The organism is Rhizobium sp. AQ_MP (assembly GCF_014237835.1).
In the GTDB taxonomy this organism is placed as follows: domain Bacteria; phylum Pseudomonadota; class Alphaproteobacteria; order Rhizobiales; family Rhizobiaceae; genus Allorhizobium.
Window position 1 is genome coordinate 49,017 of sequence record NZ_JACJVI010000019.1, and the last position, 12,729, is coordinate 61,745.

Below are 12,729 nucleotides of genomic sequence, written 5' to 3' on the forward strand. Positions count from 1 at the left end.
AGGCCGGCCTCGCGCCGGCCTTTTTCTCGTCCCGGATCAGGAATCGAGCGTCGTTACCAGCTCCGCCACAAGCCATTGCGTCAGCGGGTCGCTGTCATTGCGCCGGTGCCAGAAGGCGGAAACGGGAAAGCGCCTGATATCGATCGGCGGTTCTGCGGTGACCAGGCCAAAGCCGGATGCAAAATCCTGCGCCACCCTGCGCGGCAGCGTGACGATCGCGCCGGACTGCGCAACGGCCGCCAGCGCCGGCAGAAAGGACGGCAGGCCGAGCACGATCCGCCGGCTCCGCCCCATCGCCTCAAGCGTCCGATCGGCAATGCCGGTCAGATCGCCGCCGGGCGCAACCAGCACATGCTCGGCCGCACAATAGGCATCGAGCGAAATCCGCGGCGCCTCCGGCAGGGCACGGGCCAGCCCGGCCACCAGAAAACTCTCCTGATAGAGACTGCGTCTGGAAAGGCTGTCCGGCGCATCCCAGAGAAAGCCGAGCGCCATGTCGGCCCGGCCGTCTCCCAGCGCCTCGATCGCGTCGCGCCGTCCAAGCGGCAGCACCGAGAGGCGAAGCTGCGGTGCCATCTGCCGTATGCGGGCTGCAAAGCGCGGCATGATGACCGCCTGTTCGGAATCGAGCGCGGCGATCCGGACCACGCCGTCGGCCGTTGCCGGGTCGAAGCTGCGTGTCACCGTCAGCGCACCGCGCAGCGCGGCAACCGCCTGGGCGACCGGCACTTCCAGCGCAAGTGCTGCCGCCGTCGGCTCCATGCCATGCGGCCGGCGCAGAAAGAGCTCGTCGCGAAACACGTCCCGAAGTCGCTTCAGGGCCTGGCTGATCGCCGATTGCGTCAGCCCCAGTTCTCCGGCTACGGCGGCGGCCTTGCGATGGCGCAGGAGGCCGAGAAAAACCAGAAGCAGGGTCAGGTCAAGCTTTCTGAGTTCGGTTTGGCTTAAGTCAGACATGATCCGATTTCGATTTTCTGCCAATCATCCATGTCGTATCTCTTTCTCCATCGAATGCGCAAGGAGAAGGTCATGCAGATCGCCATCATCGGAACCGGCAATGTCGGCAGCGCCATTGCCCGTGGCCTGAAGGGCAGGGGCCATCAGGTGACGCTCGGCGTGCGCGACGTCGCCCGCCCCGACCTCCTGGCCCTCGCAGGGGAGGTCTGCGCCCGTCTTCTCGATCCTGCCCAGGCTGCGCAGACAGCCGAGATCGTCGTTCTCGCGCTGCCCTGGGACAAGGCGGAAGTCGCGGTGAAGGCGCTGGGCGATCTCTCCGGCAAGATCGTCATCGACTGCATGAACCCACTGGCCATGATCGACGGCGCCCTGTCGCTCGCGATGGGCCATACGACGAGCGGCGCAGAACAGGTGCAGTCCTGGCTGCCCGGCGCCCGTGTCGTGAAGACCCTCAACCAGGTCGGTGCCGAGATCATGCAGGACAATGTGAGCTTGCCGCATCGCCCGGCGCAGTTCATGGCCGGCGACGACGAGGCGGCCAAGGCTGCCGTTGCGATCCTGCTTCGGGATCTCGGTTTCGAACCCTTTGACGCGGGCGCACTCAAACGCGCACGCCTGCTCGAACCGCTCGCCATGGTCTGGATCAACCAGGCCCTGCTGCGCGGCAAGGGGCGGAACTGGGCGCTCGCCGCCGTCAGCCCGGCGACCTGAGCCGGCCCGTTTAACGAGATTACCAAGGGAAAGAGACCATGACCGATCGCCTGAACGCCCGCTGCCATTGCGGCAAGGTTCATCTGACGCTGCCTGCAACGGCTGCCGGCGTGCTGGCCTGCCACTGCGACGACTGCCAGAAGATGCACGGCAATTTCAACGCCTTCCTTGCCGTTCCTGTCGTAGACGTCGAGGTGTCAGGCGCCGAGCATCTCGTCTGGTATCAATCTTCCGCCGCCGCCCGCCGCGCCTTCTGCGCCACCTGCGGCGCCCGCGTGCTGAAGGAGGTGACGGAGGCCGGCCGCTGGCTGATATCCGCCGGAATGATCGAAGGCCCGACCGGCCGTCGCATCATCAAGAACCTCTGGGCTGACTCGAAACCCGACTGGTACGACCTGCCGGCTGTTGCGACCTGAGCGTCCAATACCTGCCCCTTAACACAAATGGAGACCGCCATGAGCCATTCCGCTGGCAATGCCCCTGCGCGCCGCATTCTCATCATCGCCGCCAATCCCGGCATCTCACCCACGACTGGCTGGCCGATCGGTTTCTGGTGGGCCGAACTCACCCATCCTTACTGGGCCTTCCACGAGGCGGGTTACGCGATCGACATCGTGAGCCCCAAGGGTGGCGATCTCGTCGCCGACGCCTATTCCGATCCGGAGGATGCCTCGGGCTATTCCGCCCATGACATCCTCTCGCTCGGCTTCAAGACCTCGCCAGCCCATGCCGCCCTGCTCAAGAACACGAAGCCCATCGCCGATGTCGATCTGGCCGGCTATGACGCGATCTTCCTCGTTGGCGGCCAGTCGCCAATGGTCACCATGATTGATGATCAGGCCCTGCACGCCTTCGTCGCCCGCGCTTACGAGGCCGGCAAGATCGTCGCCATCGTCTGCCACGGCACCTGCGTGCTCCTGAAGACGAAGCTCTCCACGGGCGAGCTTCTGGTCAAGGACAAGACCTGGACTGGCTTTGCCGACAGCGAGGAGGATTTTGCCGACAGCTTCGTCGGCAAGCGTATCCAGCCCTTTCGCATCGAGGAGGAGGCCAGAAAACTCGAAGACACCAACTTCGTCGTCCACGGCAAGTTCGAACCCTTCGCCATCCGAGACGGTCGGCTGATCACCGGCCAGCAGCAAAATTCCGGCGCTGCGGCCGCGCGTCTGGTGATCGAGGCCTTGGGACGCTGATCTGGTACAAGAGGCGCCCTTTGGCCGGCCCGGACGTCCTCCCAGTCCCGCGACGGGGGAACACTTTCCCCCGGAATCGGTTGGTTCTTCATACCCAACACATGAGGACGAACCCATGCACACGACCACTGCAAACGAAATTCATGACGACAACCGCCTCTTGGCCGAAACCCCGGTCCATGAGGATACCCGGATGGCGATCCGCCACCATTATCCGGCCTCTGCCTTCCGTGGCCCGCTCTTTGAAGGGCGGGACCGGATCGCGCTTGCCATGGCGACCGTCATGCTGATCGGTCCGCTTGTCGCCCTGCCGCTCGGCCTTGGTTAAGCCTCAGCCGCTGACCTCCAGCAGCCCCTTGCGCAGCTGATCCGCATTGCTCTCCATGCCGGCCTCGATGTCGGCATGCACCTCGCGCCAGATGGGCACGGCGCTCGCAAGCGCCGCCGTGCCCTCCGGCGTCAGCTTCAGCCGTTTGCCGCGCTTGTCCTTCGGGTCTGGCTCGATCGCCACCCAGCCACGCGCTGACAAGGGCTTCAAGGCTGCCGTCAGCGTCGTCCGGTCCATCGCGAGCAGCTTCGCAACAGGCCCCATGGGCGGCGGTTCCGGCCGGTTCAGCGCCATCATAAGGGAAAACTGCTGGTTGGTCAGCCCAGTGGGCTTGAGCGCCGTATCGAAACGGCGCGCCAGCGCCCGTGCCGCCCTCTGGGCATGCAGGCACAGGCACGTATCGCGCACATGAATGGTGGTGGAATAGGGAATCAGCGGCCCATTTGACATGCGATAAATATGTTGATATCAACGTAAATGTCAAGAGGAGGAACAGAACAATGCAATATTCTGTTGTATCGCGGGAGGAGTGGCTCGAAGCCCGCAAGGCCCTGCTGGCCAAGGAGAAGGAGCTCACCCGCCAGCGTGATCGCGTCAATGCCGAGCGTCTGGCGCTGCCTTGGGTGAAGGTCGAGAAGGATTATCGCTTCCACTCCCCGCAGGGCGAAGTCTCGCTCGCCGATCTCTTCGACGGTCGCAGCCAGCTGATGATCAACCATTTCATGTTCCATCCCGACTGGGATGCCGGCTGCGAGGGGTGCTCCTTCTTCGCCGATCACATTGACGGCATGCTGCCGCACCTGAACAATCACGATGTCACCTTGGTCACCGTATCGCGCGCGCCGCTTCGAAAGATCGAGGCCTACAAGATCAGGATGAACTGGCATTTCCCCTGGGTCTCGTCGTTTGGCAGCGATTTCAACTACGACTTCCACGTCTCCTTCACCAAGGAGGAGCTCGCCTCCGGCTCGGTGAACTACAATTTCCGCGAAACCCCGAGCGAAATGGCCTTCGACGAGCTGCCGGGCCTCTCGGCCTTCTATCGCAACGACAAGGGCGAAATCTTCCATACCTATTCGCAATATGCCCGCGGCGGCGAGGAAGCCCTCGGTGCCCTGATGATCCTCGATCATGCGCCGCTCGGCCGCAACGAGACGGGCACGCTGAGCTTCGTCAAGCGCAAGGACGAATATGTCACCAAGCCGGTCGAAAAGGCTGGCTGCTGCCACTGAGGGAGGTAAGACTATGGAATTCCCCAAGCCAAGCGAACACCACAAGGTGCTCGACCGTCTCGTTGGCGAATGGCTGTATGTCACCTCGAGCGCGGTCGAAGGCTATGACCCGGAAGATCCCTTGAAGCGCTGGACCGAGAAGGTCCGCTCCATCGGCGGCCTATGGGTTGTTGCTGAAGGGCAGGGAGGCATGGGTGACGACACGGCCACCATGGTCATGACCCTCGGCTACGATCCGCGTGTTGGCCACTATGTCGGCAGTTGGATCGGCTCGATGATGGACAAGTTCTGGATCTACAGGGGCTGGCTGGAAGACGATGGCCAGACGCTGGTGCTGGAGGCCGAAGGGCCAGGCATGCAGGATCCGTCCCGGACCGAGATCTATCGCGACACCATCCATTTCATCGACGATGACCGAAGAACCTTTTCCGGCAGCATCCGCAAGCCGGATGGCAGCTTCCACACGTTCATGACCAGCGAAGCAAAACGCATCGGCTGACGCCGGGTACCACAAAGAGAGGGACAACGCATGCATGGCACATTCATCTGGCACGAATTGATGACCCCCGATCCCGCTGCGGCCAAGGCCTTTTACGGTCAATTGCTCGGCTGGGAGCCGACCGACATGCAGATGGACGGCTTCACCTACACCTCGTTCGCGGTGCCTGGGTTTCCCTTCGGCGTCGCCGGCATGATGGCGCTGACGGAAGATATGAAGGAGCAGGGCATCCCACCGAACTGGACGGGTTACATCGGCGTTGATGATGTCGACCAGACGGCTGCCGATTATGCGGCGAATGGCGGCACGATCTGCCGTCCCCCGGAAGATATACCCGGCATCGGTCGGTTCGCCGTGGTTGCGGACCCGCAGGGCGCCGTCGTCTGCATCATGACCCCGAAGATGGAGGACGGCTCTGAAGGTAGCTGGCCCACACCGGGCAGCACCGGCACCGTCGGCTGGAACGAGTTGATGGCAGGGGACTGGGAAAAGGTGTGGGACTTCTACGCCGCCCGCTTCGGCTGGCAAAAGGACATGGCCGTCGACATGGATGCCATGGGCATCTACCAGACCTTCAAGCTTGGCGATCGCGGCATTGGTGGCATGATGACGAAGCGTCCCGAAATGCCCATGCCCTATTGGGGCTTCTACTTCATCGTGCCCGCCATTGACGCGGCGGTGGAGAAGGTGAATTCGCTCGGCGGCGAGCTTCTGATGGGGCCGCATCCAGTCCCCGGTGGCTCCTGGATCGCCGCATGTCAGGATCCGCAGGGCGCCTATTTCAACCTGACCTCGGCAGCCCGATGAGACGCGAAAAGCCGGATCCGCATCGCGCGGCTCCGGCCTTTCTGCAATTTCTAAAAACTGAGCGGTGATTGAAGCCCGCGTCAGCCGCGCTTCACGGCCTTCTTGACGGCCCGCTTCTTCGGTGCCGGTGCCTGTTCTGCCTCGAGCGCCTCGCGCTCGAGGCGCAGCGCCTTCAGCGCTTCCGTCTTGCGTTCGCGTGCGGTGGCTTCCGCAGCGATCAGCGAGCGGGCAACGCTGTCGGTGGTCGCGGCCTTGTCCTGCGGCGAGACCTTTTCGGGCTTGAAGAAAGCGTCTTTCGTGGCGGTCATGTCCGGATCCTTCCTGCAGCAGAGCTGCCTGTCTCGACATGTCGTTTCGTCGCCTGCGTCCCTGGCGGCATCTTGCCGACCAGGGGGGGGCGGACGGGACCGCGCGCCCTGAGGCGCACGGAATTGTTGGGCTCAGCGAGCGCCGCGTACGGCCTTCTTGGGCGCCGGCAGCAGGCCTTCGCGCTGCATCTTCTTGCGCGCGAGCTTGCGCTGGCGGCGAACGGCTTCCGCCTTTTCGCGAACGCGCTTTTCGGACGGCTTCTCAAAGGCGCTGCGGGCCTTCATTTCGCGGAAGAGACCTTCGCGCTGCATCTTCTTCTTGAGCACGCGGAGTGCCTGGTCGACATTGTTGTCACGAACGAGAACTTGCACGGTCGTTTCCTTTCCGGGCTTTGCGGCCCGCTTTCTCTTGTGTTTCGAAGGAGGGGATACGGCAGGCAAACGCGCCACGCCCCGGCGAAGATCCCGATCGGGTCGGGAGAAATCCACTGCCGGGCACGACCTGCGACCGGCGCAAACAAAAAAGGCCGGGCGGAACCCGACCTTCCCCTCGTCACTCAGCGCCCGCTGCCGGTACATCCGTGGTCGGCGGGGCGAGCGACAAATTCTCAGGCAGCGCGCAGGTTGTCGGCCGAGCTCTTGCCCGAACGCTTGTCCTGAACGATGTCGTAGGCAATCTTCTGGCCTTCGACGAGATCACGCATGCCAGCGCGCTGGACTGCAGAGATGTGGACGAACACGTCGGCCGAGCCTTCATCCGGCTGGATGAAGCCAAAACCCTTGGTGCTGTTGAACCACTTAACGGTACCTGTGCTCATAACGATATCCTTTCAATCGTTGGGTTGGCCGGAGAGACATTCGTCCGGCTTTCTATCGACGTTGAAGGGAAATCTGGCGTGCGCGGTAAGCGCGTAGACAAAGTCGCTCGCAATCTTCGATATCGACAATATAGAGATTCCGTCCGCCGGTGACAAGTCGAAAGGGCAAATTCGCCCTGTCTGGCCCCGTCCCACACAGGCACAATCAGGGTCAACCGACTGTTCCTGCGGGATAAAAGCTGAATTGCCGATGATACTTTTTCTTGCCGACACGAGCCGCGCCCTGTTTGCGATCCTTTATCCAAATATGCGAAAAGGCAAAAACTTTTGTTCATACCTGGCATCCTCCTCAAAAAGAGTACGACAGTTTTCACCATTGCTTGATAGGAGGGTGTCGCCTCGGACCGATCCGTCTTGCGTGTCGGTCTCGCGGCGCGCGTGTCCATCCCTCATCAACGGGCAATTCCGATGAAAAAGTTTCTTGCCACCACGGCAATCCTTCTGATCACTGCATCCGCCTCGCTGGCCGGCTCCGTCAGCTTCCCGGCCGACGAACCCGCCGCAACCGTGGAAATTCCGGATGACTGGAAGCCGACCCCGACCGATTACGGCGTTGAAGCCAATTCGCCAGACGCCGGCACCTACATCTCCTTCGACGTCGCCGGCGCCGAGGACATGGAACAGGTCATGACCGATGTCTTCGCCTTCCTCGAGGAAAACGGCGTAAAGCCGGATCCGGCCAGCCAGACCGAATCGAAGGGCGAGCAGAACGGCATGCCCTATCAAACGCTCTCCTGGAAGGGCACGGACAAGGATGGTCCGGTGACCATCGGCGTCGGCGTTGTCACCCTCTCCGAGGAAAAGATCGCAATCGTCACCTATTGGGCCTCGGCCGAGACGGAAGCCGCCAACAATGCGGCGGTCAACAAGATCCTCGAATCGATCAAGCCGGCCGGCTGATCGGCAAGACGGCAGAACCCTGCCGTTCCTGATCATTCTACCCGAGCTCGCCCCGCGTCATCTGCCGCGGGGCGTTTTCATTCGTGAAGGCCGACACCGTCGCGGACTTCACGTCCGGTTGGCGCCGGGCAGGGTGGGGCGGAAGGATCGTCTTCCGGCGAAATGCCGCAGTGTCCCGCCGTCCCGAGTTCCATGGCGACAAGCGTACCGCGATCTGATAGGAGAGCGCACCCGACGATATGAAGCCGGGCAAATATCTCTCGTGACGAAAGCCACTCGACTATGACCATTGTTGCGGGCCTCTCCTCTGGATGCCCCGTGTCGCGCGCCTGGACTGACGGCGTGTCTGACTTTTTCACCGCCTTCCCCGATCAAGACAACATCTCGGAGGCTGGCCAGTGAGCGCTGCATTCGACTATCGCAACGATCAGATCCCTGAAGACGATACGCCCGATGCAAAGGCCTGGCTGAAGATCGTCAACGCCTATCGCAAGCCCAACATCACCCGTTCGAGCTTCGAGCTCGCAATCACGCTTGTGCCCTTCGTCCTGCTTTGGGCCGGCGCCTGGGCGAGCTTTCATTTTTCCTTCTGGCCCGGCCTTGTCCTCGTTGTGCCGGCAGCCGCGTTCCTGCTGCGCCTCTTCATCATCCAGCACGACTGCGGCCACGGCGCCTTCTTCGCCCGCCGTGCCGCCGATGACTGGACCGGTCGTCTGCTCGGCGTTCTGACCTTCACGCCCTATGATTACTGGCGCCGCGCGCATGCCGAACACCATGCGACCGCCGGCAATCTCGACGAGCGCGGCGTCGGCGACATCACCACGCTGACCGTGTCCGAATACCGCGCCCTGCCGCGATGGAAGAAGCTCGGTTACCGCCTCTACCGCAATCCCGTCGTGCTCTTCGGCATCGGCCCGATCTGGGTCTTCCTTTTGAAGCAACGTCTGCCCTTCGGCATGATGAAGGATGGCGCTTTGCCCTGGATCTCGACCATGGCGACCAATGCCGGCATGGTCGTGATGGCCGCGCTGATGATCTGGCTTGCCGGTCTTGATGCTTTCCTCGTCGTGCATCTGCCGATCGTGCTGCTCGCCGGTGCGCTCGGCATCTGGCTGTTCTACGTCCAGCACCAGTTCGAAGACACCCACTGGTCGACACCGCCGGAATGGCAGTTCCAGCATGCGGCTCTCCACGGCGCCTCGCATTACGACCTGCCCTGGGGCCTGCGCTGGCTGACCGGCCATATCGGCGTGCACCATGTGCATCACCTGTCGAGCAAGATCCCCTTCTACCGCCTGCCGGAAGTCCTGCGCGACCACCCGGAGCTGAAGTCGATCAGCCGCATCACGCTGATGGAAAGCTTCGCCTGCGTGAAACTGGTGCTCTGGGACGAAGCCCGCGGTCGTTTGGTGTCGTTCCGTGAGGCACGCCGGATGACTGTGGCCGCCTGAGGCGAAGCGCTCTCTTCATGGATCAGTTTTCCTGTTTACGAAGATGTGCAACCATTTGATGTATATGCGCTGACTATAAGGCCGTAAGTGGAACCTTTCGGTCCAGGGATTTATGAAACTTGGCCGCTAGCTTCGGCTTTAAAATAGAGCCTAATTGACCAACGTTGTTTTTTTGGTGGGGTGTGACCTAAGGTAGAAAAATAACATCTCATTAAGAGTCTTCAGTTATGGTGAATACAAGTATAATGCTTTTTCAGCCGCATGAATCCGTTCGATTTCGCGGATGCTCGTGACGTGTCTATATTTTTGGAGGAAGCACATGACATCCAGCATTGCTTCTCTTTCTGCAAGTGCGATCCCGCTTCTATTCGGGACCTTCAACACGGCAGCGATTGATCAAACATCAAACGCCGCGAAACTGTTCACGAACGCCACCGGCAATACAGACGACGTGCTGAGAACCGGTGACGCGATCGGACATATCATCGCTCTCGCGTCTCAGCAGGACAAGAAAGACACCCTGTTCCAAATGGTTCAGGCTGAACGGATCTACACATCCGACGGCGATTATAGTGAAACGTCGACTGGCACGGCGACCGTCGGTGCAGACGCCAACGACCTTTCCGGTATGCAAGAGGCAGCTTTAGGTACAGGAGCAGAGGCCGATCGCGCGAAAGCCTATCTTGACGCTGTAGCGAAGGGCACCGTCCAGAAATACGACATGTCTGACATGGGGGTATCGTCAACCATGACGTCGACCAAGCTGTATTATGCAGACGGCGGCAACAAGGGTGAGAAGGTAACATTTAATACGACCGGCATGAGCCAGTTCCTTGAAGCCAATACCGAAATCGACGCAGATGGTATCCTTCGCGACAAGGCAACAGGAAAGTATGCCGGAATCGAACAGAACGGCACGAAGTTCACCTACTTAACATATTAATCCGCATTGAATCGAGACGCCCGTCGCCCCTCCGACGGCGGGCGGTTTCGTTTGGTGGGCCCTGCCTGCGATCCGCTCAGTCACGCCCCGCGCTCTGCCCGGCGGTCTCCCACCCCTCGACCCACAACTTCCGCAGCCGGTCGCCCTCTCGGCGGAAATACGCGCCCGTCGCCCGGCAGTCCCCGATCCGGTCGACCCGGAAGTTGCGGATGCCGTCCCGCAACTCGCACCAGCCCACGATGACGGCCGCCTCGGCGTAATGGATCACCGCGATCGGCCGGATCCGCCGTGTCGTCGCCTGCTGCTGCTCGTTGACATAGTCGATATCGAGCTTCTCCTCGTCGCGGATCGCCCGGCGGATCATAGCAAAGTCGATGGCCTCGGGCACCTCTGCCACCCGTCCCCAGGCATAAAGCGTGCGCGAGATCATCGCCTCGCGCAGCGGGTCGGGAAGGGCAGCCGCGATCTTGTCGAGCACCCGGACCGAGGCCTCGCGCAGTTCGGGGTCGGCTGTCCGCTTCGTCAGCGCCATGCCAAGCACAATGGCTTCTGTCTCCTCCGGCGTGAACATCAGGGGCGGCAGGTGGAAGCCGGGGCGCAGGATATAGCCAATGCCGCGCTCGCCCTCGATCGGCACCCGCATCGCCTGAAGGGCCGCGATGTCGCGATAGATCGACCGCTGCGTGACCTCCAGTTTTTCCGCGATCTGCTGGGCAGTTATCGGGTGGGCGGCAAGGCGCAGGATCTGGATGATCTCGAACAGCCGGGACGCCTTGCGCATGGGTCAGACCTCACCTCAACTGACACACCTTTGTCAGTAGCCCTTGTCTAAAGCATCTCCAAAGCATTGAAAACAGGCCATCCTCTGCGGGAAGCCTGCCTATTCGAGGAGTTCATACTGACATGACCTACGCCGAAAACCTCTGGCTCTTTACCCTGCTTCTAGCGGGCATCATCATCGTTCCCGGCATGGACATGATCTTCGTCATCGCCAATGGCCTGACCGGCGGCCGACGCGCCGGCATCGCCGCCACCTCAGGCATCATGCTCGGCGGTGCAGCCCATACGCTCTTCGGCACTGTCGCTGTCACGGCGCTGTCGACCCTCGTGCCGCAGCTTGCCGGCCCCATGCTGGTGATCGGCTCCGCCTACATGATCTGGATCGGCTATACGCTGGCCAGAAGCGCCATCGTCATCGACGGCATCGAGGCCTCGAAGCTGCACCGGACGGCCCGCATCTTCACCCAAGGGCTGATCACCTGTCTCCTGAACCCGAAAGCCTGGCTCTTCATCCTCGCCACCTATCCGCAATTCATGCGCCCCGAATACGGCCCTTTCTGGCGTCAGGCGCTTGTCATGGGCGCACTGACCATCGTCCTTCAGGCAATTGTCTACGGCGGACTGGCGCTCGCGGCCGCAAGGGGGAGAGACGCGCTGACCGCAAAGCCGCAGATTACCATCTGGATCGGCCGGGCCGCCGGCTGGCTGCTGGTGGTCGTGGCGTTGGTGATGCTGGTTGAGGGGTGGCGCAGCTGGTGACGTATGGGGCAGGGCGAAAGGCGTCTTAAAGCCCGACTGCCTTGCGCAGCGCCTCGTTCATCCGTGACTGCCAGCCATCGCCCGTTGCCTTGAACCGGTCGATCACCTCCTGATCAAGCCGGATGCTGATCGCCTTCTTCGGGCTCTCCGCCTTCGGTCGCCCGAGTTTCCGGTCGATCGCCTCCGCGAGATCCGGAAAGACCTCGCGGAAGGGGCGGAACTCCTTCAATTCCTCTTCGGTCACTTCGGGATTGTCGGGGTCGGAGGCGATCATCGCCTGGATTTCGGCCTCTTCTTCGTCGGTCAGCGGCCTCTTGGATGAAAATTTCCCGCTCATATCAGGCTCCTTTCCCGCCGGCTGGCCGGCCGCATCGAGATGATCGACAGGGCTTCGCGACCCAGAGGCGTATAAACTACGGCAACAACGATGCGACCATTCAATTCGCCGATCGCGATCGTCCGACCCGATTTCGCCGCACGGATGCTGGCACCAACAAAAAAGCTCTCATCGAGCTCGGCAAAATCCAGACCATGCTTCTCAATATTCGCCAGGCGCTTCGGTTCGTCCCAGACGATGATCATAGTTTATGTATATACGGAAAATGCGCAAGCCGGCATCCTGCAATTCTAGGGCTTTCGCCTCATGTCCGGCTTGGCAGCAGGATCACCGCAGCCCCGATCAGGCAGATCGCAGCGCCCGTCAGGTCAAACCGATCAGGTCGTTGCCCCTCGATCATCCAGAGCCAGGTGAGCGACGCGGCGATATACACCCCGCCATAGGCGGCATAGGCGCGGCCCGCCGCCTCCGACGGTACAAAGGTCAGAAGCCAGGCAAAGGCGGCGAGAGACAGCAGGCCGGGCACGAGCCAGAGCACCGATCGGTCAAGCTTCAGCCAGGCCCAGAAGGCAAAGCATCCGGCTATTTCGGCAAGGGCGGCAAGCGGGTAGATGATGAGCGTCATGGCGTCGATCCTGCCATGGCC

General features: G+C 61.7%; 20 protein-coding genes. 11 read left to right on the forward strand and 9 right to left on the reverse strand.

Going from position 1 to position 12,729, the window contains the following annotated elements; genetic code table 11:
- Positions 1–36: 36 nt before the first annotated feature.
- Positions 37–957: a LysR family transcriptional regulator gene (locus H6M51_RS21045; protein ID WP_185811768.1), complete on the reverse strand. Its 921-nt coding sequence runs from the start codon at positions 955–957 to the stop codon at positions 37–39.
- Positions 958–1,029: 72 nt separating this feature from the next.
- On the opposite strand from H6M51_RS21045, the gene H6M51_RS21050 reads away from it, so the two are divergent.
- The 4 genes from H6M51_RS21050 (at position 1,030) to H6M51_RS21065 (ending at position 3,189) form a co-directional block, all read left to right on the forward strand.
- Positions 1,030–1,668: an NADPH-dependent F420 reductase gene (locus H6M51_RS21050; RefSeq protein ID WP_185811769.1), complete on the forward strand. Its 639-nt coding sequence runs from the start codon at positions 1,030–1,032 to the stop codon at positions 1,666–1,668.
- A gap of 38 nt (positions 1,669–1,706) precedes the next feature.
- Positions 1,707–2,084, forward strand: a complete 378-nt coding sequence (locus H6M51_RS21055; protein ID WP_185811770.1) for a GFA family protein — start codon at positions 1,707–1,709, stop codon at positions 2,082–2,084.
- Between the two features lie 39 nt (positions 2,085–2,123).
- On the forward strand, positions 2,124–2,861 hold the full coding sequence (locus H6M51_RS21060) for a type 1 glutamine amidotransferase domain-containing protein (protein ID WP_185811771.1): 738 nt from the start codon (positions 2,124–2,126) through the stop codon (positions 2,859–2,861).
- Between the two features lie 115 nt (positions 2,862–2,976).
- The gene (locus H6M51_RS21065; RefSeq protein WP_185811772.1) at positions 2,977–3,189 is read left to right on the forward strand and encodes a hypothetical protein; all 213 of its coding nucleotides are present in this window, start codon (positions 2,977–2,979) and stop codon (positions 3,187–3,189) included.
- Positions 3,190–3,192: 3 nt separating this feature from the next.
- On the opposite strand, the gene H6M51_RS21070 is transcribed toward H6M51_RS21065, so the two are convergent.
- On the reverse strand, positions 3,193–3,639 hold the full coding sequence (locus H6M51_RS21070; RefSeq protein WP_185811773.1) for a MarR family winged helix-turn-helix transcriptional regulator: 447 nt from the start codon (positions 3,637–3,639) through the stop codon (positions 3,193–3,195).
- A 50-nt stretch (positions 3,640–3,689) separates the two neighbouring features.
- On the opposite strand from H6M51_RS21070, the gene H6M51_RS21075 reads away from it, so the two are divergent.
- From H6M51_RS21075 to H6M51_RS21085, 3 genes are read left to right on the forward strand one after another with little or no spacing between them, the layout of a single operon-like run.
- Positions 3,690–4,421, forward strand: a complete 732-nt coding sequence (locus H6M51_RS21075; protein ID WP_185811774.1) for a thioredoxin family protein — start codon at positions 3,690–3,692, stop codon at positions 4,419–4,421.
- 13 nt (positions 4,422–4,434) lie between these two features.
- Positions 4,435–4,920: a DUF1579 domain-containing protein gene (locus H6M51_RS21080; protein ID WP_185811775.1), complete on the forward strand. Its 486-nt coding sequence runs from the start codon at positions 4,435–4,437 to the stop codon at positions 4,918–4,920.
- 30 nt (positions 4,921–4,950) lie between these two features.
- Positions 4,951–5,727 (forward strand): VOC family protein, encoded by a 777-nt coding sequence (locus H6M51_RS21085; protein ID WP_185811776.1) that lies wholly within the window; start codon positions 4,951–4,953, stop codon positions 5,725–5,727.
- 80 nt (positions 5,728–5,807) lie between these two features.
- On the opposite strand, the gene H6M51_RS21090 is transcribed toward H6M51_RS21085, so the two are convergent.
- The 3 genes from H6M51_RS21090 to H6M51_RS21100 form a co-directional block, all read right to left on the reverse strand.
- A complete protein-coding gene (locus tag H6M51_RS21090; RefSeq protein ID WP_185811777.1) occupies positions 5,808–6,035 on the reverse strand; it encodes a hypothetical protein in 228 nt (75 codons plus the stop codon).
- 132 nt (positions 6,036–6,167) lie between these two features.
- Positions 6,168–6,407 (reverse strand): 30S ribosomal protein S21, encoded by a 240-nt coding sequence (gene rpsU, locus H6M51_RS21095; protein WP_185811778.1) that lies wholly within the window; start codon positions 6,405–6,407, stop codon positions 6,168–6,170.
- Positions 6,408–6,643: 236 nt separating this feature from the next.
- Positions 6,644–6,853, reverse strand: a complete 210-nt coding sequence (locus H6M51_RS21100) for a cold-shock protein (RefSeq protein ID WP_185811779.1) — start codon at positions 6,851–6,853, stop codon at positions 6,644–6,646.
- Positions 6,854–7,321: 468 nt separating this feature from the next.
- Here H6M51_RS21100 and H6M51_RS21105 point away from each other — a divergent pair, with 468 nt between their 5' ends.
- From H6M51_RS21105 to H6M51_RS21115, 3 genes are all read left to right on the forward strand, one after another.
- Positions 7,322–7,813 (forward strand): histidine kinase, encoded by a 492-nt coding sequence (locus H6M51_RS21105; protein ID WP_185811780.1) that lies wholly within the window; start codon positions 7,322–7,324, stop codon positions 7,811–7,813.
- A 398-nt stretch (positions 7,814–8,211) separates the two neighbouring features.
- Complete coding sequence (locus tag H6M51_RS21110) at positions 8,212–9,264, forward strand: fatty acid desaturase (RefSeq protein WP_185811781.1); 1,053 nt, start codon at positions 8,212–8,214, stop codon at positions 9,262–9,264.
- Between the two features lie 319 nt (positions 9,265–9,583).
- Positions 9,584–10,207 (forward strand): hypothetical protein, encoded by a 624-nt coding sequence (locus H6M51_RS21115; protein ID WP_185811782.1) that lies wholly within the window; start codon positions 9,584–9,586, stop codon positions 10,205–10,207.
- A 76-nt stretch (positions 10,208–10,283) separates the two neighbouring features.
- Here the strand turns inward: H6M51_RS21115 and H6M51_RS21120 are convergent, their stop codons facing one another.
- Positions 10,284–10,988 carry a YafY family protein gene (locus tag H6M51_RS21120; RefSeq protein ID WP_185811783.1) on the reverse strand — a complete coding sequence of 235 codons (705 nt, stop codon included), beginning with the start codon at positions 10,986–10,988 and terminating at the stop codon, positions 10,284–10,286.
- A 122-nt stretch (positions 10,989–11,110) separates the two neighbouring features.
- On the opposite strand from H6M51_RS21120, the gene H6M51_RS21125 reads away from it, so the two are divergent.
- Positions 11,111–11,746, forward strand: coding sequence for a LysE family translocator (locus tag H6M51_RS21125; protein WP_185811784.1), 636 nt, complete (start codon positions 11,111–11,113; stop codon positions 11,744–11,746).
- 25 nt (positions 11,747–11,771) lie between these two features.
- Here H6M51_RS21125 and H6M51_RS21130 read toward each other — a convergent pair whose 3' ends face one another.
- The 3 genes from H6M51_RS21130 to H6M51_RS21140 are packed head-to-tail and all read right to left on the reverse strand — an operon-like array spanning position 11,772 to position 12,708.
- Positions 11,772–12,083 carry a BrnA antitoxin family protein gene (locus H6M51_RS21130; RefSeq protein ID WP_185811785.1) on the reverse strand — a complete coding sequence of 104 codons (312 nt, stop codon included), beginning with the start codon at positions 12,081–12,083 and terminating at the stop codon, positions 11,772–11,774.
- Positions 12,080–12,328 (reverse strand): BrnT family toxin, encoded by a 249-nt coding sequence (locus tag H6M51_RS21135; protein ID WP_185811786.1) that lies wholly within the window; start codon positions 12,326–12,328, stop codon positions 12,080–12,082. Before H6M51_RS21135 ends, H6M51_RS21130 begins: the two co-directional genes overlap by 4 nt.
- Positions 12,329–12,387: 59 nt before the next feature.
- Positions 12,388–12,708 carry a YnfA family protein gene (locus H6M51_RS21140; protein ID WP_185811787.1) on the reverse strand — a complete coding sequence of 107 codons (321 nt, stop codon included), beginning with the start codon at positions 12,706–12,708 and terminating at the stop codon, positions 12,388–12,390.
- Positions 12,709–12,729 lie beyond the last annotated feature (21 nt).